Here is an 18,436-nt window from a genome sequence, read left to right on the forward strand (position 1 = left end):
CCTCGGTGCCTCGACCGCCCAAGAGTCGGCGCGGCTCAGCGCGGCTCAGCGCGGCGGAACCGGGTCCGTCCCGCCCGCGCCCGGGCGGCAGCGCAGCAGCCGTCCGGCCGTCAGCCGGGCCCCGCGCAGCGCGCCGTGCCGGTGCAGTGCCTGCACCGCGTAGGTCGAGCAGGACGGCGTGTACGGGCAGCAGGCCGGACGCCGGGGGCTGACCTCGGTGCGGTAGTGGCGCACCGCGCCGTACAGCACTCCGGCCGCGAACCCGCGCGGGGCGGGGGCCGACGGGTCGGCCGTCCGGCGTCCGCGCGCGCCGGTGAGGGCGAACCGGACGCCGGAGACCATCATCACCGGGATCAGGGCGATCAGGCAGGGGTCGGCGATCTCGCAGCAGCCGTCGAGGCAGCAGTCGGTACCCTCGTCCCGGAGGTGCTTGCGCCGCCGGGCCTTGGCCTCGTCCTCCGGGCGGTAGCGCTTCCGGTACTCCTCCCACATCCGGCGCTGCTTCTTCCGCCGGAGCCGTTCCGAGGCGGGCAGCCACAACCAGGCGCGCTCCGGGCGGGCCGGCGGGTAGTGGGCGCCGAGATCCGGCGTCGGGTCGGACACTGCTGAGAATCCCCTTGTTCCTTCCGCCGGGGCCGACCCCCGACGATCCGGGCCAGATTATCCGAAGATCACCTGGCCGGATCCCGGGCCGATGCCGAGCCGACACCGAGCGGATTTCGCCCGCTCAGCCGCCGAGGTTGAGCGAGGGGAAGAGGTCCTCGAACGGCTGGGTGGTCACCGACACGCTCCGGGAGAACGGATTGTCGAAGTCCCAGATCATGAACAGCAGGAAGGCGATCAGCACGCTGAAGCAGAGCGCCAGGGTCAACTCCCGCGGCGTGCGCCGGATCTGCAGCGCGAACAGCATGCCGACGGTCACCACCGCACCGCCGATCAGACCGAGCCAGACCACCCCGGGCATCGTCGGCCCGGCGTTCTGCCCGCGCGAATTGCGGGCCTCCGATGCCTCGCTGACCCGGTCCATGATCGGCTGGTAGGACTGCGACTCCAGGTCGGAGGCGGGCGCCCGGGTGGCGACGTCGTTCTGGAGCTTCTGGAGCAGCTGGTCGCCCTTCTCGGTGATCGCCCCGTTCTCCTTCATGTAGTCCCACTCGGTGTTCACGACGTACGAGACGTAGGCGTCCACGTCGGCCCGGACCTGGTCCCGGAACTCCACCGGGTAGATCACCGCGCGGTCGCTCACCTCGCGCAGCGACTGCGCCTCGCGGAACAGGTCGTCCTGTGCGGCGCCGCGCGCCTCCCAGACACCCGCGATGGCGAGACCGAGGACGATCGCGTAGACCACCCCGATCATCATCGTGATGTACTCGATGACGTCCGGGGTCTCGTCGGTGCTCTCCTCGATCGGTCGGCGCTGCCTGAGCACCACCACCGCCACGACGACGGCACAGGCCGACGCCATGGCGATGATCAACGCCACCCACTCGGACATGGGAACTCCCTTCTCTGGCTTGGCTTGTGACGGAAAGGAAAAGGTTCAGGGGGGCGGCCCCGGGCCGACCGGGCCGGGGGGGGGGCCGCCGCCGACCGGAAACCGGTCGGCGCACCGCCGGGAGACGGTCAGGACGGACCCGAGCGGCCACCGCGTCCTCGGCCACCGTGGCCCGGCCGCAGGGCAGCCGCCGCGATCACGGCGGGAACCATGATCATCAGCATCGTGGTGGTCATCGAGATGCCCTGGTGGTGCCGGGCCATGGGCGCGGGCTTCGTCGCCGGGGCGTGGAACACCGGTCGCGCCGACGGGGTCGGCCACAGCGGGCTCGGACGCACCGCGCTCGGCGAGGCCGCGGGGCTGGGCGCGGCCGGGCTCGGGGCCGCCGGCACGGAGGCCGCGGGCGCCACGGGGGCCGGAACGGGCACAGCGGGCACAGCGGGCGCGGGGGCGGGCGGGGCGGGCGGCGGCGCGGGGACCGACGGCGGTGCGGGGGCCGGCGACGCCGGGGGCGCGGGTGACGCGGGCGCCGGGGTGGGGGCCGGAGTCGGACCGGGCGACGACGGGGTCGGCGTGGGCACGGTCGGTGACGGCGTGGGGGCCGGACTCGGGCTGGGCGTCGAACTCGGGCTCGGAGTCGCGCTCGGGCTCGGGCTCGGGCTCGGCGACGGACTCGGGCTCGGAGTCGCACTCGGGCTGGGAGTCGGGCTCGGGCTGGGAGTCGGGCTCGGGCTGGGAGTCGGGCTGGGGCTCGGCGACGGCGTGGGAGTGGGCGACGGCGTCGGGGTGGGTGTCGGCGTCGGCGTGGGTGTCGGCGTCGGCGTGGGAGTCGGGGTCGGGGTCGGCGTACCAGTCGGCGTGGGGGTTGGGGTGGGCGTGACGGTGGGGGTCGGCGTCGGCGTACGCGTCGGCGTGGCTGTCGGGGTTGGCGTACGCGTCGGCGTGGGGGTGGGCGTCGGGCTGGGGCAGGGATGCGGGTGGTGATGGTGGTGGTGCCAGCCGTGGTCCCCCCACCAGTCGTCGTCGGACCAGTCGTCCCCCCACCAGTCGTCGTCGTGGTCGTCACCGCCGTGCCCCGGCCCTGCCTGCCCGGGCCCGGCCTGCCCCTCGACCGGCCGCCCGGGCTCGCCGCGCAACCCCGTCGGGCGCGGGGGCGAGGAGAAGGGCGTCGACGGGAAGGGCATCGAGGGGGTGGGAAGCACGGTCGTGGGCGGCAGGGAGAAGGGCGGCGCGGTGGGCTTCGAAGTCGGCTTCGGGCTGGGCTTCGAAGTCGGCTTCGGGCCGGGTTTGGGCGGGTGGCAGGGGTGGTGCCAGTGCGGCGGCTTGGGCCCGTGGTGCCCCGGACCGCCGGCGCCCGGCGTGACGCCGACTCCGACCTGGACGTCCACGTCCACGCCGACGGTCACCTGCCCGCCCGGCCGTACCGACAGCGACACGTCGGTCTCGTCGCACACGCAGACGTCCACCGCCGGACCGCGCGGGGGCCGGCCGGACTGCCCCGAGCCGGAGGCGGTCGCTCCGCCGACCAGTGCGCAGACCGCGACCACGCAGGCCGCCGCGCCGATCAGCCGCACCCGTCGCCCGGGCGCCGCGCCCCCACCGCCGCCGGGCGGTATCCGGCGGATCTGCCGACGCTGGGGCATGGGCTCCACACACCTCTCGGGTCGTCCGGGGAGGACGGAACGGCTCGGGCCGACCGACCTCAGGGGAATGGGCGGAACGGTCAGGACGGGCAGAAAGATCAGATACGGTCGCATTCCTGACGGACATTCCATCGGGTACGACCAGAAGTGATCAGACATGGTCAGGCGGACGGCCCGCCTTCGGGGGGCGGGCCGTCCGTCATCAGGTCAAACGATCTTCGAGCCGGCCGGTTACGGCCCGCGCCCGCTGTTCCGTGCGCTCAGCTGCGGCGGTGCGCGATCTCCACGTTCTCCAGCACGCCGACCGCGTCCGGCACCAGGATGGCGGTCGAGTAGTAGGCGCTGACCAGGTACGAGATGATCGCCTTCTCGTCGATGCCCATGAAGCGGACCGACAGCGACGGCTGGTACTCGTCCGGGATGCCGGTCTGGTGCAGGCCGATGACGCCCTGGTTGTCCTCACCGGTACGGATCACCAGGATCGAGCTGGTGTTCTCCTTGGTGACCGGGATCTTGTTGCACGGCAGGATCGGCACCCCGCGCCAGGCCGGCACCTGCTGCCCGCCGAGGTCGACGTGGGTGGGGTACAGCCCGCGGGCGTTGAACTCCCGGCCGATCGCGGCGATGGTCCGCGGGTGGGCGAGCAGGTAGTCGGGGTCACGGCGACGGTTGAGCAGCTCGTCCAGGTCGTCCGGGGTGGGCGGGCCGGAGTGGGTCTGGATGCGCTGGTCGAAGTCGGCGTTGTTGAGCAGGCCGAACTCCGGGTTGTTGACGATCTCGTGCTCCTGGCGCTCGCGCAGGGCCTCGATCGTCAGCCGCAGCTGGTGCTCGGTCTGGTTCATCGGCTGGTTGTACAGGTCCGCGACGCGGGTGTGGACCTTCAGGACGGTCTGCGCGACGCTCAGCTCGTACTCGCGGGGCTTGAGCTCGTAGTCCACGAAGGCGCCGGGCAGCTCGAACTCGCCGCGGTGGCCGGCCGACATGGCGATCTCGGCCTCGCCGCGCTCGTTCTGCGCCTGGAGCGGCAGGGCCAGGAAGGACTGGAGGTGCTCCTGGAGGCTGGGCGCGTTGTCCCGGATGGCGGCGAAGTCCGCCCGGGTCAGCGTCAGGGCGACACCGGCGGTGGCGGTCTTGGCGGTGAACTCCCAGGTGGCGTCCGGGTTCAGCAGCGCGTCCTCGCCGAAGCGGTCGCCGTCGCCGGCCACGCCGACCACGGTGTCGTCGCCGTACTTGCCGGTGCCGATCTTGTTGACCTTGCCGTGCGCGATCAGGAAGATCTTGTCGGCGGCGTCCCCCTGGGTGGCGAGCACCTCGCCGGGGCCGAAGTCCCGCTGCTGGCAGCGGTCGGCCAGGGCGGTGAGGACGTCCTCCTCCTCGTAGCCGCGCAGCAGCGCCAGCTCGCCCAGCTCCGCCGGGATCACCCGGACCTGGGAGCCGGTCTTGATGAACTCCACCACCCCGTTGCCGACGGCGTAGGTGAGCCGGCGGTTGACGCGGTAGGCGCCACCGGCCGCCTGGACCCAGGGAAGCACCTTGAGCAGCCAGCGGGAGGTGATCTCCTGCATCTGCGGTGCGGACTTGGTCGTGGTGGCAAGGTTCCGGGCAGCGGCTGTCGCGAGGCTCTGCTGCTTGGCCTGCACTGCCTCCGGGCTCGTGTCCACGGTCATCGGCAGGGATCTCCATTCCTGTGATCGGGTCACGCGTCCAGGGGCATACCGGCCCGTCCTGGCGCATGCCATGACGGATCATCAGATCCGCTTACTGGTGGGGGCGTTGGTGTTTCACGCGAAAGGCGGCCGCCGTCTCCGGGCGGCCCATCCGGAACCCTAGATCACCAGGACCCGACCGGGCCCGCACGGAGGCCCACTACCCCCCGATAGGGTGAATCTCGCCCGGTCCGCCCCCACAGTCACATAAACTCCGGGAACATCCGTTCGCCCCTGCGATCCCCGTGCTGCCAAAGGCTTTCCAGTCCCGGCCCGGGCCCTGCCGAACGGCCCGGAGGCCATCGCCGGACGTCAACCCGGCGCACCGTCCCGGCGTCGGCGAGGAGCGCGCGAACCACCCCGGCGACGCGACGGTCCCGGGGACGCGGAGGTCTCCGGGAACGCGAAGGGCCCGTCAGGTGCCGGCACGGGGGAAGCCGGCACCTGACGGGTGAACGGGGGGCGCGCAGGTCGGGGTCCGCACCGGGGAGGCCCGGCGCCCGCGACGGGCTGCCGATGACGCCGACGGCGCCGACGGTCCCGTCGGGTCAGGCGCAGGCGACCTGGGTACCCGGGATGCCGATGATCCCCGAGTTGTTGGTCTCACCGCCGTTGTACTCGTAGTACAGGTAGGAGTAGAAGTCGATCCGGGTGTCCGGACCGCAGGCCGAATCCGGGGCGACGGCGTACGTCACCGTGAAGGCGCTGCTGGCGCCCGGGGCGAGTGGAACGCTGTAGCGGGCGATGCCGCCGTGGACGTTGTCACTGCACCCGTTGGTCTGGGTGCCGCAGGCGGTCGCGGTGAACTTGAGCCCGTTCTCCAGACTGGTGGCGTAGGTCTCCTGGACACTCTGGTAGACGAACTGGATCGGGGTGTCGTACGGGTTGGTGAGCGTCAGGGAGAGCGTGAACTCGCCGCCCCGGACGGTCGTCTGCTTGTCGGAGACGGCCGTGAGGGGCAGCTGGGTGTCGGCCCGGGCGGCGGGGGCGGCGGCGAGGAGCAGACCGACGACGAGGGCCGGACACGCGGCGAGCGCGGCGCGACTCGGATGTGTTCTGCGCATGACCAAGGAGCGTAGGCCTCGCCTCCGCCCGGGTTGCGTTCCTCGGCCCCGGTCCGTACCGACGCAGGAGCGGCGAACGGACACCGCGCACCCGCCGCCCGCGTTCCGCCCCCACGGGCGTGCCCGGGGCCCTATGCTTCGCCGCTCCTCCCCCGCCCCGTCACCCGCAGGGCGGCAGGATGTCGCAGAGCGCGCCGAGCGCCGCCGGGTAGGCGTGGTCCGGCGGCGTGGCGTAGCCGACCACCAGTCCGTCGACGGCGGGCATCGCCTCCTCGCCGATCGCCGGGTGACGGTAGTCGGCGAGCCCCTCGACGGCCAGGCCCCGGTAGGCGGCGGCCTTGAGCACCGAGCGCTCGGTGCCCGGCTCCAGCCGGAGCACCGCGTGCAGGCCGGCCGCGATGCCGGAGACCTCGATGTGCGGAGCGCGGGCGGCCAGTGCGGCCACCAGCTGGTCGCGGCGGTCCCGGTAGCGGCGGCGCATCCGGCGCACGTGCCGGTCGTAGCCGCCGGAGTCGATGAAATCGGCGAGGGTGAGCTGGTCCAGGGCGCTGGCCCAGCCCTCGCGTTCGCCCTTGGCGGCGAGCACCCGGTCCACCAGGTGGTCGGGCAGCACCATCCAGCCGAGCCGCAGCGCGGGGGTCAGGCTCTTGCTGGCGCTGCCGAGGTAGACCACCCGCTCGGGGTCGAGCCCCTGGAGGGCGCCGACCGGCTGGCGGTCGTACCGGAACTCCCCGTCGTAGTCGTCCTCCAGGAGCAGCCCGCCGCGCCCGCGCGCCCAGTCGACCACGGCCGCGCGGCGGCCCGGGTGCAGCGGGCCGCCGGTCGGGAACTGGTGGGCGGGGGTGAGCAGGGCCGTCCGGACCTCCGGATACCGGGCCAACTCACCGGTCCGGGCGCCCAGTTCGTCGATCGACAGCGGAACGGTGGCAACGCCCGCGGCAGCCAGCAGCCCGCGGTGGAAGCCCAGCCCGTACGCCTCGACGGCCAGCGGGCCGTGCTCGGCGGGCGGCAGGACGGGTGCGGCGCCGTCGAAGAGCAGCCGCAGCGCGTGGGCGAAGCCGGAGCAGACCACGATCCGGTCGGGGTCGGTGCGCACCCCCCGCGCGCGGGCGAGGTAGTCGGCGAGGACGGTGCGCAGCTCGCGCCGGCCCTGGGGATCGCCGGGCCCGAAGGCCTCGTTGGGGGCGCCGGTGAGGGCCCGGCGGGCGGCGGCGAGCCAGGCGGTGCGCGGAAAGGAGGCGGCGTCGGGCTGCCCCTGCCGCAGGTCGTGGGTGGGGCCGGGGCGGCGGACGGGCCGGCGGGCCCGGGTGCGCGGGACGGGTTCGGCGCGTTCGGCCACGGTGGTCCCGGAGCCCTGGCGGGCGGTCAGCCAGCCCTCGGCCACGAGTTCGGCGTAGGCCTCGGCGGCGGTGTTGCGGGCCAGGCCGAGGTCGGTGGCGAGGGCGCGGTAGGGCGGCAGCCGGGTGCCGGGGGCCAGTCTGCCGCTGCGGATCGCCTCACGCAGCGCCGCCATCAGCGCGGCGCGCCGACCCCCGGTGGCGGGGAGGTCGAGGTGCAGGTCGTTGCCGGTCGAGTGGGCGGGCTCGGAGGGGTGCGTGCCCCGCGTGTCCGTCATGGTCACGCACCCTACCGGCCGCCGCCCCGGCCCTCCTCGGGCGGTTGCCCGGCCGCGGGCCGGGACTGTCCCTCCTACGGCACGACGGTGACCGGCCAGCGGCCGGCCTTGACCAGCCGGACGGCCACCGAGCCGATCACCTTGTGCCCCGCCTGCTCGGAGACGCCGACCACCACGGCGTCGGCGCGCAGTTCGTCCGCGAGCTTGGCGAGGCCGCCGTACGGGTCGCCGCGCATGGTCAGGAAGCGCCACTCCACCTTCCACACCTCGCGCACCCGGTGCTCGGCCTCGCGCAGCGCGGCCAGCAGTTCCTCGGCGATCTCCTGGGTGGTCTCCTCCACCGCGGCCCCGGCCAGGGCGGTCGCGGCGCCGAGGATCGGCTGGATGTACGCCACCGCGAGGACCGCGCCCTGCCGGCGGGCCAGTCCGGCGGCGTAGGCGGTGGCGCGCCAGGAGGAGTCGGAGCCGTCCAGGCCGGCCAGGATCACGCCGGGGCCGTCGGTGCCCAGCTCGAAGCCGGCGGGTGCGGCCGCGGCCTCGTGCTCCAGGGGGCCGGTCGGCGCCCCGGCCGCGGCGGCCCCTCGCACGCCGGCGTCCGCCGCCCCACCCGTACCGGCGGCCGCCTCTCCCGCGTCCGCCGTGTCCGCTGCATCGCTCTCGTTGCTCATGGAAATGAGGCTATGCCCGCCACCGGGAGTGACGGCGGCGGGCTCTCCGGGTGAGGGCTGTGGCCCGGGCCACCCGGGGCGGTGGCCCGGACGCCGAATCCGGCACCGGCGGCTGGCCGACCGTCACACGCTGTCGACCGTGTGGGCGGCCTCACAGCGGTTCTGCGGGGGGTTCGGAGTGGCGCGGGCCACTTCCCGGGGCTATTTGATCTTGGAAATAGTGGCAAATCGGGCGAAATCGCCACAATTCCTTGATCCTTACGCCCGGTAACAGCCCTCTGACATGGCTAAACCTTCGAATCCTTGAAACCGCCACGACCACCCCCGTAACTTCGAACCCGTTGCACCGAGCGATCCGCTCCGGCCGGGCCAACCGCCCCCGGGCAGGACGGTGCAGAACCACGCGAGTGACGTGTCCCCGAAACCGACGGCCTTCCGAGGGTCTGGTTCCGCGCGCTCGCGAACCCTCCGAAAGGAACTCCATGACCTTCCGCAACGAGACCGCCGCTGCCGCCACCACCGCCACCCCGAAGCGCCGCAACCGCGTCCGGATGGCTCTGATGGCCGGGGCGCTCACCGCCCTGCCCGCGGCCGGCCTCGTCGCGGCCACCAGCGCCTCCGCCGCGCCGGCCACGGTCTGGGACAAGGTCGCCGCCTGCGAGGCGACCGGCAACTGGGCCGTCAACTCCGGCAACGGCTTCTACGGCGGCCTGCAGTTCACCTCCAGCACCTGGGCCGCCTTCGGTGGCACCGCCTACGCCCCGCAGGCCCACCAGGCCACCAAGGCGCAGCAGATCTCCGTCGGCGAGAAGGTGCTCGCCGCCCAGGGTCCGGGCGCCTGGCCGGTCTGCTCCGCCAAGGCCGGTCTGACCAAGTAGGACCGCACGCCACGAGGCCGCCGCACCCCACCCGGGGTGCGGCGGCCTCGTCGTGCCCGGGGCCCGCGGGATCGGGGCGGCCGGGACGAACGCGCCGGTCAGGACGGCCGGGACGGTCAGGACGGCCGGGGCGGGAGCGGCAGCGGGACGGCCGGCAGGCCGTCGATGCTGGTGCCGACCAGCGGCTTGCGCTCGCAGTAGGCGCCGAACTCCTCCTCGTCCTTGCGGTCGAAGTACTGGGCGTGCAGGTCCCGGTCGGCGCGGTAGTCCATGACCGGCACCGCGTAACCGCAGGAGTCGCTGACCCGCTCGGCCTCGACCAGCACGATCGCCCGCAGACCGGAGCCGTCCGCGGCCGGGTCGAAGTGGCGCAGCAGTCCGGCGAACCGCGGGTCGTCCCGGAAGACCGGCTCGCCGCGCCCGTGCACCCGCACCACGGTCGGCGGGCCCTCGAAGGCGCACCACATCAGGGTGATCCGGCCGTTCTCCCGCAGGTGGGCGACGGTCTCGGCCTGTGAGCCGCCGAAGTCCAGATAGGCGAGGGTGAGTTCGTCGATCACCACGAGCGTCCCGGCGCGGCCCTTGGGCGAGAGGTTGACGTGCCCGTCGGCGGCCAGCGGGGCGGTGGCGACGAAGTAGACCGGCTGGCGCTCGATGAAACCGCGCAGCCGGCCGTCGATGCGTTCGTACTGCTTTCCCATGGGCGCAAGTGTGCCCGCAATCCCGACTGGTGGGAAAGGAGGTTCCGGCCCCTGAGACGGCCTCTCGGGCGGCCCGGGCCGCCCGAAGCCGACCGACCGCCGTCCGCGCCCTCCAAAGGCCGCCCGGCGGCGCCTACGATGGTTCGGGTACCTGCCACCCGCCAGGCCGAGCACGGGAGTTGCGATGACCCGGAGCACCCTCCCCACCACCGCGCCCGGGACGGTCCTCGGCACCCCCGCCGCGCCGCTGCGCCCGTACGTCCTCGGCTACCGCGGCTACCGGCTGGCCCTGCGCCGGCCGCTCCGACGGCTGGAGGTGCCGACGGACGTGGTCACCGTGGCCCTCGCCTTCGAAGGCACGATGAGCCTCACCGACGCCGTCTCCCCCGCGCCCGCCACCGCCTTCGGCTCGGTCGCGGCCGGGCTGCGCCGCACCGCGACGATCGCCGAACACGCGGGCGTGCTGCACGGTTTGGCCGTCTCGCTCACTCCGCAGGGCGCCTTCCGGGCATTCGGTCCGCTGGCCGGCGAGCTCGGCGGGCACTGGGCCGAGGCCGGGGACGTGCTGGGCCCGCGGCTGCGGGCGCTGACCGACCGGCTCGCCCACGCCCCGAGCTGGCCGGCCCGGTTCGCCATGCTGGACGGCTACTTCGGTGCGCTGTTCGCGTACGGGCCGGACTGGGACCCGTCCGTGCACTGGGTCTGGCGGCAACTGCGGCACACCCACGGGCTGGTGCCGATCGGCGCCCTGGTCGAGGGCACCGGCTGGAGCCGCCGCAGGCTGGAGCTGCGCTTCCGCGAGCACCTCGGGCTGGCCCCCAAGCAGGCGGCCGGCATCCTCCGGCTCCAGCGCACCCTCCACGTCCTGACCGCCCACGAGGAGCGGACCGCCGGGGACCACCCCTTCGGGCGCCGCCCCGCCGGGGCGCGAACCACCGGCGCCGACCTGGCCACGCGCTGCGGCTACTACGACCAGTCGCACCTCGACCGGACCTTCCGCGCCATGGTCGGCCGCTCGCCGAGCGCGTTCCTGGCGTCCCGGCGCACCGCCGCCGCCCTGCCCGAGCCCGCCGGCCAGGTCACCGACCGGGTCACCGGGCGGGTGACCAGCACCCTCCTGGACGCCGGAGGCTGAGGCGCACGCCCGCGCACGACATGCGGCCCCCGAAAGTGCGCGGCCGCCGGCGGTGCGCATTTGTACAAGACGAACCGGTGCCCCGCCCGGCACGCTCGAAGGGCCCGGCCGGTACGGGGGACCGGCCGGTCACGGGGGCGGGCAGGCACGGGGCACGCGGGGCGTCAGCCGGTCAATGCTTCATGTAGACGCTGTCCATGAACTCGATGATCTGCTGATCGGTCAGCCGCTGGCCGTCGCGGTGCCCCATCGCCAGGTCGGCCTCGCTGATCATGCCGACCAGCCGGTCCCCGTCGATCACCGGGATGCGCCGGATCTGGTGCTGCTCCATCTTGCGCAGCACCGCCTCCATGCTGTCCTCGGCGCGCACGCAGTGCAGGTGGCCGGAGAGCTCCATGGCCGTCATGGTGGCCGGGTCCTTGCCCTCCGCGATACATCGCAGCACGATGTCGCGGTCGGTGATGATGCCCTTCAGCTTCTGGTCGTCGCCGCAGATCGGCAGCGCGCCCACGTTCTTGTCGCGCATCATCCGCGCGGCCTCGGCCAGCGTCTGGTGGGCGCCGACGCACTGGGCGCCGGTGTGCATGATGTCTCGGGCAGTGGTGGTCACGGGGACTCCTTCGTCGGTGGTTCCCCCCGCTGGTCCCCCCGCATCCCCCCGGCGGCGCTCCCGGGCTCCCGCCGTCGGGGCGGAAGGGGTGTGACCGCGCCCTCACCATAAGCAACCCCGCCCCCGCCCGCGACCCCGGCCCGGCGCCCGGCGGCCCCGACCGCCGATACTGGGAGCATGACCACGGACGCCGAGCGGACGGTCGACGAGGCCGTCCGGGCCCGGCCCACCACGGCACTGCGCCGCTACCTGGCCCGGTACTCCGGCTACCGGCAGCGCGGCCTCGCCCCCTCCGCGCACCGCGGCCTGCCGTCCCCGTACCTGACCTTCATCCTCACCCTCGACGAGCCGCTGGTGATCGCCGGGCACCCCGATCCCGCACAGCCGCCCGGCAGCTACCCGACCTTGCTCGGCGGACTGCACACCACCCCCGCGCTGATCACCCACGAGGGCGCGCAGTCCGGCGTGCAGATCGCCGTGCACCCGCTCGCCGCCCGGGCGCTGTTCGGGCTGCCCGCCGGGGAGTTGGCCGGGATCGACGTACCCGCCGAGGAGGTGCTCGGCCGGTTCGCCCCGCGGCTCCGGGAGCAGCTGCTGGCCGCCCCCGACTGGACGGAACGGTTCGCCGTGCTGGACGGGGCGCTGCTGCCCTCCGGCCGGGTGCCGCCCGAGGTCGGCCGGGCCTGGCAGGCACTGCGGCGCAGCCACGGCGCGCTGCCGGTGGCGGAGCTGGCCCGGGAGACCGGCTGGAGCGCCCGGCACCTCCAGGAGCGGTTCCGCCGGGAGACCGGGCTGACCCCGAAAGCGGCCGCCCGGGTGATGCGCTTCGACCGCGCCCGGCGCCTGCTCGCCGCCACCGAGCCGCCTCCCCGGCTCGCGGAACTGGCCGTGCGCTGCGGGTACTTCGACCAGGCGCACCTGGCCCGCGAGTTCCGGGCGCTGGCCGGGGCCGCGCCGAGCGCCTGGCTGGCGGCGGAGGGGCCGGAGCAGGCGAAGTTCCGAAACGTCCAAGGCGGGGCGCCGGGTGCGGCCGCAGAGTGGGAGGCGGAACGACCCGCACGACGACCCACGCTTCCCGAGGAGTGAGTGAGCCATGGACGCCACCGAGACCCCCGCCCCGCAGGTCTGGCCCAGCCTGCGCGCCACCGACGCCCGGGCCCTGATCCGCTTCCTGGTCGAGGCCTTCGGCTTCCAGGAGGTCGTCACCTACGGCGAGGGCGACGTCGTCGCGCACGCCGAACTCGCCTGGCCCGAGGGCGGCGGCGTGATGCTCGGCTCCGAGCGCGGGACGCCCGAGGGAACCGATCCCTGGCCTGGCCGGCCGGGCGGCTTCACCGCGTACGTGGTCACCGCCGACCCGGACGCCGTGCACGCCCGCGCGGTGGCCGCCGGGGCCCGGATCACCACCGGGCTGTACGAAACCGACTACGGCTCGCGGGACTTCGCCGCCGCCGACCCGGAGGGCAACCGCTGGTACTTCGGCACCTACCCGGGCGCGCCCCGGCCGCCCGCCGGGCGGACGACGGGCATCTGAGGACGGACCCCGGGAGCCCTCGGGGCGGCCGCCGCCGAACCGGGGCAGACTGGCTGCGGGGGCACCCCACCGGAGGCGCCGGAGACAGCGGAGGCACCTGAGGCATCGGAGACAGCGGCGACAGCGGAGGCATCGGAGGCGGAGCGTGCCGCAGATGACGGTGGACGGGCGCACCCTCGCCCTCTCCCACCTCGACAAGGTGTACTACCCCCGCACCGGCACGCCCAAGGGCGAGGTGCTGCGCTACTACGCCGCCGTGCACACCGCCCTGCTCCCGCACCTGCGCGACCGCCCGGTCTCCTTCCTGCGCTGCCCGGACGGCGTCGAGGCGGAGGTGTTCGTCGCCAAGAACCCGCCGCCCGGCACCCCGGCCTGGGTGCGCACGGTCGACGTGCCGAGCAACACCGGCGAGCTGCGGCAGGTGGTGCTGGAGGACGGCGCGGCGCTGCTGGCGGTCGCCAACCTGGGCTGCCTGGAGCTGCACGTCCCGCAGTGGCACGCGGCCGCGCCCGCCCTCGCCGACCGGCTGGTGCTGGACCTCGACCCCGGCGAGGGCGCCGACGTGCTCACCTGCCGCACGGTCGCCCTGCTGCTGCGGGAGCGGCTCGCGGCGGACGGTCTGGCGGCCTGGGTGAAGACCTCCGGCTCCAAGGGCCTGCACCTGCTGGTCCCGATCGAGCCCACGCCGAGCACCCGGGTCTCCGGTTACGCGAAGGCGCTGGCCGCCGCCCTGGAGGCCGAGCGCCCGGAGCTGGTGGTGCACACCATGGCCAAGGCCCGGCGCCGGGGCCGGGTGCTGGTCGACTGGTCGCAGAACAACGCCAAGAAGACCACCGCCGCGCCGTACACCCTGCGGGCCCGGCCGCTGCCGACCGTCTCCACCCCGCTGGCCTGGGCGGAACTGGAACGGGCCACCGAGGAGCGGGACCTGGTCTTCACGCTCGCCGAGGTGCCCGACCGGCTGGCCGCGCACGGCGACCTGCTCGCCCCGCTGCTGGACCCGGAGCGGGCCCGGCCGCTGCCCGGTGCGCCCTCGGCGTCCGGAGCGCGGCCGCCGGCGCGCCAGGTGCTGCACCCGCCCGTCGAGGTGATGCGCCCGGCCGCCGTGACCGCCGTCCCGCCCGCCGACGGCCTGGGCGGCGGGGGCGTGCAGTACGAGCTGAAGCTGGACGGCTTCCGCTGCGTCGCCTTCGCCCGGGGCGGGCGGCCCGCGTACCTCCAGTCCCGCGGCGGCCGCGATCTCGCCCCCGAGTTCCCGCCGGTCGCCGCCGCCGTGGCCCGGCTGCCGGAGGGGCTGGTGCTGGACGCCGAGCTGGTCGCCTGGCGCGGCGGCCGGTTCGCCTTCGGCGAGCTGCTGCGCACCCGCCGGGCCCGCGCCGCCGCCCCCGAGGTGGCACTCGGCCTGATCGCCTTCGACCTGCTGGCGCTGCCCGGCCGCGACGTCCGCGGGCTGCCGCTCACCGACCGCCGTCGGCTGCTGCTCGCCGCCCTCGCCGACGTCCCGCCGCCGATCCGGCCGGTCATGGCCACCACGGACCGGGCGGAGGCGCTGGAGTGGATGGAGCGGCTCGCCGACACCGGGGTGGAGGGCCTGGTCTGCAAGGCCGCCGCCGCCGCGTACCGGCCGCGCGGCGCGGGCCGGGTCTGGGTCAAGTTCCGCCGCGGCGACACCCTGGACGCCACCGTCGGCGCCGTCACCGGCCCGGCCGACCACCCGCACGCGCTGGTCCTGCGGCTCGACGACGGCCGGGTGTTCCTGACCTCCCCGCGGCTCACCCCGGTCCAGTCCGGCGAGGTCGCCGAGGTCGTCCGCCCGCTGCTCGGCCCGCCCGGCACCGACCCCGAGCACGGCCCGGTCCACCCGCTGACCTCGCCCCTGCGCGCCGAGTTCACCCTCACCGGCCGCCCGCCCACCGCGACCTTCGTCCGCCTTCGGGGCGACTGACGTCGGACCGCGCTCACTTCCCGCGCTTCGCCGACGCGTGGGCGAACTCCGTGACGAAGGCGTCGTCGAACAGCGGCAGGTCGGCGGGCCTGCGGCTGGTGACGAGCGGGCCGGGGCCGTCGTGGCAGACGTGCACCGGCTCGTCCACCCAGTGCGCACCGGCGTTGACCAGGTCGGTGCGCAGGCTGGGCCAGGAGGTGAGGGTGCGGCCGCGTACGGCGTCGGCCTCGATGAGTGTCCAGGCCGCGTGGCAGATCGCCGCGACCGGCCGGCCGGCGGCGCCGAAGGCGTGCACGAAGCCGACCGCCGACCGGTCCAGGCGCAGCCGGTCGGGGTTGGCGACGCCGCCGGGGAGGACCAGCCCGTCGTAGTCGGCCGGGTCGGCCTCGGCGACCAGCGCGTCGACGGCGAAGGTGTCGCCCTCGGCGTGGTGCCGGACGGTCCGGACCCGCCCCTCGGCGGTGGACAGCAGCCGCGGGGTGCCGCCGGACTCGGCGACCGCCTGCCACGGGTCGGTCAGTTCGACCTGCTCGGCCCCGTACGGCGCGACCAGGAACGCGATCGTCCGGCCGGTGAGCGTGGTGGACGGCCAGCCCATGGCGCGGTCGCTCAGCCCGGGTGCGGGGCGGTCAGGTCGACGGCCACGGGCGGAGCGGTGCTGAGCCGGGCGCGCGGGCAGTCGAGGTGGACGGCGCGGTCGAGGTGGTCGAGCCGGGCGACCAGTCCGGCCGGGACGAGCACCCGGGCGCCCGGCACCCAGGGCTCGGCGTCGACCAGCAGGTGGTCCCCGGCGTCCTGTTCGACCCGGCCGACCGGGCCGTCGGTGGCGTGCACCTCGTACCCGACCAGCGCGAGGTCGGCGGCGGGATGGGAGCCCGGGCGGTACTCCCACAGGTCGGTGGTCATGGCGTCACGCCTCCGGCCGGTCCCAGGGGCGCCGATCGCGGCGCTCCCGGCGTTCCCGGAACTCCGTCGGGTCCGCCGGTGCGACACCGCTGCGGGCCTCGCGCCGGCGGCGCAGCAGTTCGGAGGCGGCGACCGCGGCCCCCACCGTCGCCGCCCAGACCACCCCGAGCGCGACCAGTACGGCGGTGGCCGGTGTCCGGGCGCCCACGCCGAAACAGATCGCCGTCATCACCAGGGCGGTCAGCGTCACCCCCGCCGTGACCCTGCGCCCGACCCCGCGGAGCACGCGCCGGACCCGGCTCGGCGCTTTGGCGCCCATCGTGCTCAGCTTCCGGTCGAGCCGTGTGTCCTGGCGCAGATCGGACTCGATCTCCTCGAGGAGCCGCCGCTCCCATCCGCTCAAAGCGGGACCGTCCATCTCGGTCACCTCCGACACTTCCGGTGACGTGCTCGCACCCGGCGGTTGCCCGGTACGGGCCGGCACTAACCGTTGCGGGCACCGCCTGTTCCGGCGCCGACGGGCCCGAAGGCCCGGGGGCGGGCGAGCAGGCTGTCGTCCAGGACCCCCAACAGGGCGGCGGCGTCGCGGTGGACCTCGGCCGCGCCCGCCGCCCGCAGCTCCGGGCCGGTGTCCCGGCCGGCCGTCAGGGCGACGCACGGCACCCCGGCCCGCCGCACGGCCCGTACCTCGCGCACGCTCCCGGCGACGGCCACGGCGTGCCAGGGCCTGCCGTCCACCAGGTCCAGCGCGGCTCTCACCGGATCGCCCCCGGGATCGGCCACGGTGAGCGCCGGAGCCCCGGCGGGCCCGGGGCCGGTCAGCACCACCGTCCACCCCCGGGCGGCGCACTCGCGCAGCAACTCGGCACCGCCGGGCAGCGCGGGCTGCCACCAGTCGGTACCGAAGAGAGCCGCCGAGACCACCGTCATGACCACCGCTTCCGTTCGCGGGCGACGCACCGAATGCTCCCTTCCAGGTTAGGTCGCTCCTCCGCCGCGCGCGCAGCCTGCGACCGGGCCTCCGGAATCCTCTCGACGGCCCGGAAAAGTGGCTGGTCAGGGGTGATCGTTTGGCCCTAGGGTGTCGCTCCGTCACATTGGTCCAGTCCAGGAGCCCGATCCCCGATGCCTTCGCCCGCCGTGTACCGCTCGCCGAGAGCCAGCGCCACCGCCGCCACCGTTCTGCTCGCCGTGAGCGCCGCCACGACCCTCGCCCCGCTCGGCGTGGGCCTGCGCCTGTACGGGGAGGCCGGCGATCTCGCCACCGGCGCCGAGTCCGACGGCTCCGCGCTGATGGACACGGCGCAGCTCTACGACAACGTCGGCTACCTCCAGGTGGTGGCCCTGGCCGCGTCCGCGGTCGCGTTCGTCACCTGGTTCCACCGGGTCCGGGTGAACGCCGAGGTCTTCGACCCGCGCGGGCACCGGTTCAAGCGCGGCTGGGCGATCGGCGCCTGGTTCACCCCCGTGGTCGCGCTCTGGTTCCCCCGCCAGATCGCGGGCGACATCTGGCAGGCCGGCGCCCGGCCGGACGCCTCGGGCGTGCGCCCGCAGCTCCCGCAGACGCTGCTCAACCTCTGGTGGGCCACCTTCTGGATCTCCAACGCGACCGGCCGGGTCGGCTCCCAGTACCTCGACTCGGCCTCGGCGCAGTACGCGGACGGCTACCAGCAGGCCGTCGGCTGGCTGATCGCCTCCGACCTGCTGCTGGTGGTGGCCGCCGTGCTCGCCGTCCTGGTGGTCCGCGGGCTGACCGCCATGCAGGAGGAGCGCTTCACCGAGTCCGCCGCCCCCGCGTTCGGGCTCCACGGCGGCACCGTCCGGGGCTGAGCCCGGTCGGTCGGCCGGGGCCCGCGGGCGGGGCGCTCAGTCCGTGAACGGGTCGGAGGCCAGCCGGGCGTGCAGGTGCTCGTCCGTGTAGACGCCCCCGCCGTAGGTGTAGGAGGCGCGCAGGGTGCCCTCGTACGGGAAGCCGGCCCGCGCCGCGACCCGGCAGGAGTCCTCGTTGCCGACGGCGTGGTAGAGCTCGATCCGGCGGGCGTCTGCCTGCTCCACCGCCCAGCGGGTGGCGGCGGTGGCGGCCCGGGTGGCCAGGCCCCGGCCGCGGGCGGCGGCGAGCAGCCAGTAGCCGACCATGACGACGCCGTCGTCCCGGTTGGTCCACACCAGGTAGGCGTTGCCGCACAGGCGGCCGTCGGCGGCGTCGACGACGGCGAAGGGGGCCGCGGTGCCGTCGGCCCAGCGGGCCTCGCAGCGGTCGAGGTAGGCCTCGACGTCGACCGGGCCGGAGCCGCCGAGCGGGGTCCAGCGGGCGACGGCCGGGTCGGCCGCGGCGGCGGCCAGGGCGGGCACGATGCCGCCGGGCACGTCGAGGCCGTGCCCGAACGGGCGCAGCAGGGCGTCGCCGAGGTCGAGGACGGTGGGGCGGAAGACCCGCCGGTCGGTGGCGGGATCGCTGATGGTCATCCCGTCTTCCTATCCCCGGCGCCCCCGGGCCCGCCAGCGAATTTCCCGGGGCCCGGGCCCGCGGCCGCTC

20 protein-coding genes and 1 pseudogene are annotated in these 18,436 nt (G+C 75.0%); 8 read left to right on the forward strand and 13 right to left on the reverse strand.

Annotated elements, in window-relative coordinates; genetic code table 11:
- Positions 1 to 45: 45 nt before the first annotated feature.
- Together yidD and ACFVHV_RS14365 are read right to left on the reverse strand one after the other, a co-directional pair.
- Entirely contained in the window at positions 46 to 603 is a 558-nt protein-coding gene (gene yidD / locus ACFVHV_RS14360) for a membrane protein insertion efficiency factor YidD (RefSeq protein WP_359902688.1), read from the reverse strand.
- Between the two features lie 124 nt (positions 604 to 727).
- Positions 728 to 1,495 (reverse strand): hypothetical protein, encoded by a 768-nt coding sequence (locus tag ACFVHV_RS14365; RefSeq protein WP_359902690.1) that lies wholly within the window; start codon positions 1,493 to 1,495, stop codon positions 728 to 730.
- Between the two features lie 210 nt (positions 1,496 to 1,705).
- Between ACFVHV_RS14365 and ACFVHV_RS14370 the strand changes: the two genes are divergently transcribed.
- Entirely contained in the window at positions 1,706 to 2,479 is a 774-nt protein-coding gene (locus ACFVHV_RS14370; RefSeq protein WP_380351376.1) for a hypothetical protein, read from the forward strand.
- Positions 2,480 to 3,398: 919 nt separating this feature from the next.
- Here the strand turns inward: ACFVHV_RS14370 and ACFVHV_RS14375 are convergent.
- The 4 genes from ACFVHV_RS14375 to ACFVHV_RS14390 form a co-directional block, all read right to left on the reverse strand.
- Positions 3,399 to 4,805, reverse strand: coding sequence for a family 2B encapsulin nanocompartment shell protein (locus tag ACFVHV_RS14375; RefSeq protein ID WP_359902695.1), 1,407 nt, complete (start codon positions 4,803 to 4,805; stop codon positions 3,399 to 3,401).
- Positions 4,806 to 5,392: 587 nt separating this feature from the next.
- Positions 5,393 to 5,908 carry a hypothetical protein gene (locus tag ACFVHV_RS14380; RefSeq protein WP_359902698.1) on the reverse strand — a complete coding sequence of 172 codons (516 nt, stop codon included), beginning with the start codon at positions 5,906 to 5,908 and terminating at the stop codon, positions 5,393 to 5,395.
- Between the two features lie 160 nt (positions 5,909 to 6,068).
- Positions 6,069 to 7,523 carry a PLP-dependent aminotransferase family protein gene (locus ACFVHV_RS14385; protein WP_359902701.1) on the reverse strand — a complete coding sequence of 485 codons (1,455 nt, stop codon included), beginning with the start codon at positions 7,521 to 7,523 and terminating at the stop codon, positions 6,069 to 6,071.
- A gap of 74 nt (positions 7,524 to 7,597) precedes the next feature.
- The gene (locus tag ACFVHV_RS14390; protein WP_380351378.1) at positions 7,598 to 8,191 is read right to left on the reverse strand and encodes a universal stress protein; all 594 of its coding nucleotides are present in this window, start codon (positions 8,189 to 8,191) and stop codon (positions 7,598 to 7,600) included.
- A gap of 482 nt (positions 8,192 to 8,673) precedes the next feature.
- Between ACFVHV_RS14390 and ACFVHV_RS14395 the strand changes: the two genes are divergently transcribed.
- Positions 8,674 to 9,069 (forward strand): transglycosylase family protein, encoded by a 396-nt coding sequence (locus tag ACFVHV_RS14395; RefSeq protein WP_380351380.1) that lies wholly within the window; start codon positions 8,674 to 8,676, stop codon positions 9,067 to 9,069.
- A 116-nt stretch (positions 9,070 to 9,185) separates the two neighbouring features.
- Here the strand turns inward: ACFVHV_RS14395 and ACFVHV_RS14400 are convergent, their stop codons facing one another.
- Positions 9,186 to 9,770, reverse strand: a complete 585-nt coding sequence (locus tag ACFVHV_RS14400) for a pyridoxamine 5'-phosphate oxidase family protein (protein WP_380351381.1) — start codon at positions 9,768 to 9,770, stop codon at positions 9,186 to 9,188.
- 184 nt (positions 9,771 to 9,954) lie between these two features.
- Between ACFVHV_RS14400 and ACFVHV_RS14405 the strand changes: the two genes are divergently transcribed.
- Complete coding sequence (locus ACFVHV_RS14405) at positions 9,955 to 10,905, forward strand: AraC family transcriptional regulator (protein WP_380351383.1); 951 nt, start codon at positions 9,955 to 9,957, stop codon at positions 10,903 to 10,905.
- Positions 10,906 to 11,077: 172 nt separating this feature from the next.
- Here the strand turns inward: ACFVHV_RS14405 and ACFVHV_RS14410 are convergent, their stop codons facing one another.
- Positions 11,078 to 11,491, reverse strand: a complete 414-nt coding sequence (locus tag ACFVHV_RS14410; RefSeq protein ID WP_359899446.1) for a CBS domain-containing protein — start codon at positions 11,489 to 11,491, stop codon at positions 11,078 to 11,080.
- Positions 11,492 to 11,692: 201 nt separating this feature from the next.
- Between ACFVHV_RS14410 and ACFVHV_RS14415 the strand changes: the two genes are divergently transcribed.
- The 4 genes and pseudogenes from ACFVHV_RS14415 to ACFVHV_RS14430 all read left to right on the forward strand — a co-directional run bounded on the left by ACFVHV_RS14415 (position 11,693) and on the right by ACFVHV_RS14430 (position 14,994).
- A complete protein-coding gene (locus tag ACFVHV_RS14415; protein ID WP_380351384.1) occupies positions 11,693 to 12,601 on the forward strand; it encodes a helix-turn-helix domain-containing protein in 909 nt (302 codons plus the stop codon).
- A gap of 7 nt (positions 12,602 to 12,608) precedes the next feature.
- A complete protein-coding gene (locus ACFVHV_RS14420; protein ID WP_380351386.1) occupies positions 12,609 to 13,049 on the forward strand; it encodes a VOC family protein in 441 nt (146 codons plus the stop codon).
- A 154-nt stretch (positions 13,050 to 13,203) separates the two neighbouring features.
- Positions 13,204 to 14,073: pseudogene (gene ligD / locus ACFVHV_RS14425) on the forward strand (non-homologous end-joining DNA ligase); the annotation flags it as partial.
- Positions 14,074 to 14,139: 66 nt separating this feature from the next.
- Entirely contained in the window at positions 14,140 to 14,994 is an 855-nt protein-coding gene (locus ACFVHV_RS14430) for a DNA ligase (protein ID WP_380351389.1), read from the forward strand.
- Positions 14,995 to 15,007: 13 nt separating this feature from the next.
- Here ACFVHV_RS14430 and ACFVHV_RS14435 read toward each other — a convergent pair whose 3' ends face one another.
- The 4 genes from ACFVHV_RS14435 to ACFVHV_RS14450 form a co-directional block, all read right to left on the reverse strand.
- The gene (locus ACFVHV_RS14435) at positions 15,008 to 15,592 is read right to left on the reverse strand and encodes a type 1 glutamine amidotransferase domain-containing protein (RefSeq protein ID WP_359899330.1); all 585 of its coding nucleotides are present in this window, start codon (positions 15,590 to 15,592) and stop codon (positions 15,008 to 15,010) included.
- Between the two features lie 11 nt (positions 15,593 to 15,603).
- Positions 15,604 to 15,900, reverse strand: a complete 297-nt coding sequence (locus tag ACFVHV_RS14440; protein ID WP_359899332.1) for a PRC-barrel domain containing protein — start codon at positions 15,898 to 15,900, stop codon at positions 15,604 to 15,606.
- 4 nt (positions 15,901 to 15,904) lie between these two features.
- Positions 15,905 to 16,318, reverse strand: coding sequence for a hypothetical protein (locus ACFVHV_RS14445; RefSeq protein ID WP_359899334.1), 414 nt, complete (start codon positions 16,316 to 16,318; stop codon positions 15,905 to 15,907).
- 65 nt (positions 16,319 to 16,383) lie between these two features.
- Positions 16,384 to 16,860: a hypothetical protein gene (locus ACFVHV_RS14450; RefSeq protein WP_359899335.1), complete on the reverse strand. Its 477-nt coding sequence runs from the start codon at positions 16,858 to 16,860 to the stop codon at positions 16,384 to 16,386.
- Positions 16,861 to 17,025: 165 nt separating this feature from the next.
- Here ACFVHV_RS14450 and ACFVHV_RS14455 point away from each other — a divergent pair, with 165 nt between their 5' ends.
- A complete protein-coding gene (locus tag ACFVHV_RS14455; RefSeq protein ID WP_359899337.1) occupies positions 17,026 to 17,730 on the forward strand; it encodes a DUF4328 domain-containing protein in 705 nt (234 codons plus the stop codon).
- Positions 17,731 to 17,766: 36 nt separating this feature from the next.
- On the opposite strand, the gene ACFVHV_RS14460 is transcribed toward ACFVHV_RS14455, so the two are convergent.
- Positions 17,767 to 18,366 carry a GNAT family N-acetyltransferase gene (locus ACFVHV_RS14460; RefSeq protein WP_380351388.1) on the reverse strand — a complete coding sequence of 200 codons (600 nt, stop codon included), beginning with the start codon at positions 18,364 to 18,366 and terminating at the stop codon, positions 17,767 to 17,769.
- Between the last annotated feature and the right edge of the window lie 70 nt (positions 18,367 to 18,436).

Origin of the sequence: Kitasatospora sp. NPDC127116, from assembly GCF_042677365.1 — a bacterium.
GTDB classification, from domain to species: Bacteria; Actinomycetota; Actinomycetes; order Streptomycetales; family Streptomycetaceae; genus Kitasatospora; species Kitasatospora lactacystinica.

Bases quoted from the DNA above. Each gene is read 5' to 3' on its own strand.
- ACFVHV_RS14365 (WP_359902690.1), bottom strand. From the start codon at position 1,495: ATGTCCGAGTGGGTGGCGTTGATCATCGCCATGGCGTCGGCCTGTGCC.
- ACFVHV_RS14370 (WP_380351376.1), top strand. From the start codon at position 1,706: ATGATCATCAGCATCGTGGTGGTCATCGAGATGCCCTGGTGGTGCCGG.
- ACFVHV_RS14375 (WP_359902695.1), bottom strand. From the start codon at position 4,805: ATGACCGTGGACACGAGCCCGGAGGCAGTGCAGGCCAAGCAGCAGAGC.
- ACFVHV_RS14380 (WP_359902698.1), bottom strand. From the start codon at position 5,908: ATGCGCAGAACACATCCGAGTCGCGCCGCGCTCGCCGCGTGTCCGGCC.
- ACFVHV_RS14385 (WP_359902701.1), bottom strand. From the start codon at position 7,523: ATGACGGACACGCGGGGCACGCACCCCTCCGAGCCCGCCCACTCGACC.
- ACFVHV_RS14390 (WP_380351378.1), bottom strand. From the start codon at position 8,191: ATGAGCAACGAGAGCGATGCAGCGGACACGGCGGACGCGGGAGAGGCG.
- ACFVHV_RS14395 (WP_380351380.1), top strand. From the start codon at position 8,674: ATGACCTTCCGCAACGAGACCGCCGCTGCCGCCACCACCGCCACCCCG.
- ACFVHV_RS14400 (WP_380351381.1), bottom strand. From the start codon at position 9,770: ATGGGAAAGCAGTACGAACGCATCGACGGCCGGCTGCGCGGTTTCATC.
- ACFVHV_RS14405 (WP_380351383.1), top strand. From the start codon at position 9,955: ATGACCCGGAGCACCCTCCCCACCACCGCGCCCGGGACGGTCCTCGGC.
- ACFVHV_RS14410 (WP_359899446.1), bottom strand. From the start codon at position 11,491: ATGCACACCGGCGCCCAGTGCGTCGGCGCCCACCAGACGCTGGCCGAG.
- ACFVHV_RS14415 (WP_380351384.1), top strand. From the start codon at position 11,693: ATGACCACGGACGCCGAGCGGACGGTCGACGAGGCCGTCCGGGCCCGG.
- ACFVHV_RS14420 (WP_380351386.1), top strand. From the start codon at position 12,609: ATGGACGCCACCGAGACCCCCGCCCCGCAGGTCTGGCCCAGCCTGCGC.
- ACFVHV_RS14430 (WP_380351389.1), top strand. From the start codon at position 14,140: ATGCGCCCGGCCGCCGTGACCGCCGTCCCGCCCGCCGACGGCCTGGGC.
- ACFVHV_RS14435 (WP_359899330.1), bottom strand. From the start codon at position 15,592: ATGGGCTGGCCGTCCACCACGCTCACCGGCCGGACGATCGCGTTCCTG.
- ACFVHV_RS14440 (WP_359899332.1), bottom strand. From the start codon at position 15,900: ATGACCACCGACCTGTGGGAGTACCGCCCGGGCTCCCATCCCGCCGCC.
- ACFVHV_RS14445 (WP_359899334.1), bottom strand. From the start codon at position 16,318: ATGGACGGTCCCGCTTTGAGCGGATGGGAGCGGCGGCTCCTCGAGGAG.
- ACFVHV_RS14455 (WP_359899337.1), top strand. From the start codon at position 17,026: ATGCCTTCGCCCGCCGTGTACCGCTCGCCGAGAGCCAGCGCCACCGCC.
- ACFVHV_RS14460 (WP_380351388.1), bottom strand. From the start codon at position 18,366: ATGACCATCAGCGATCCCGCCACCGACCGGCGGGTCTTCCGCCCCACC.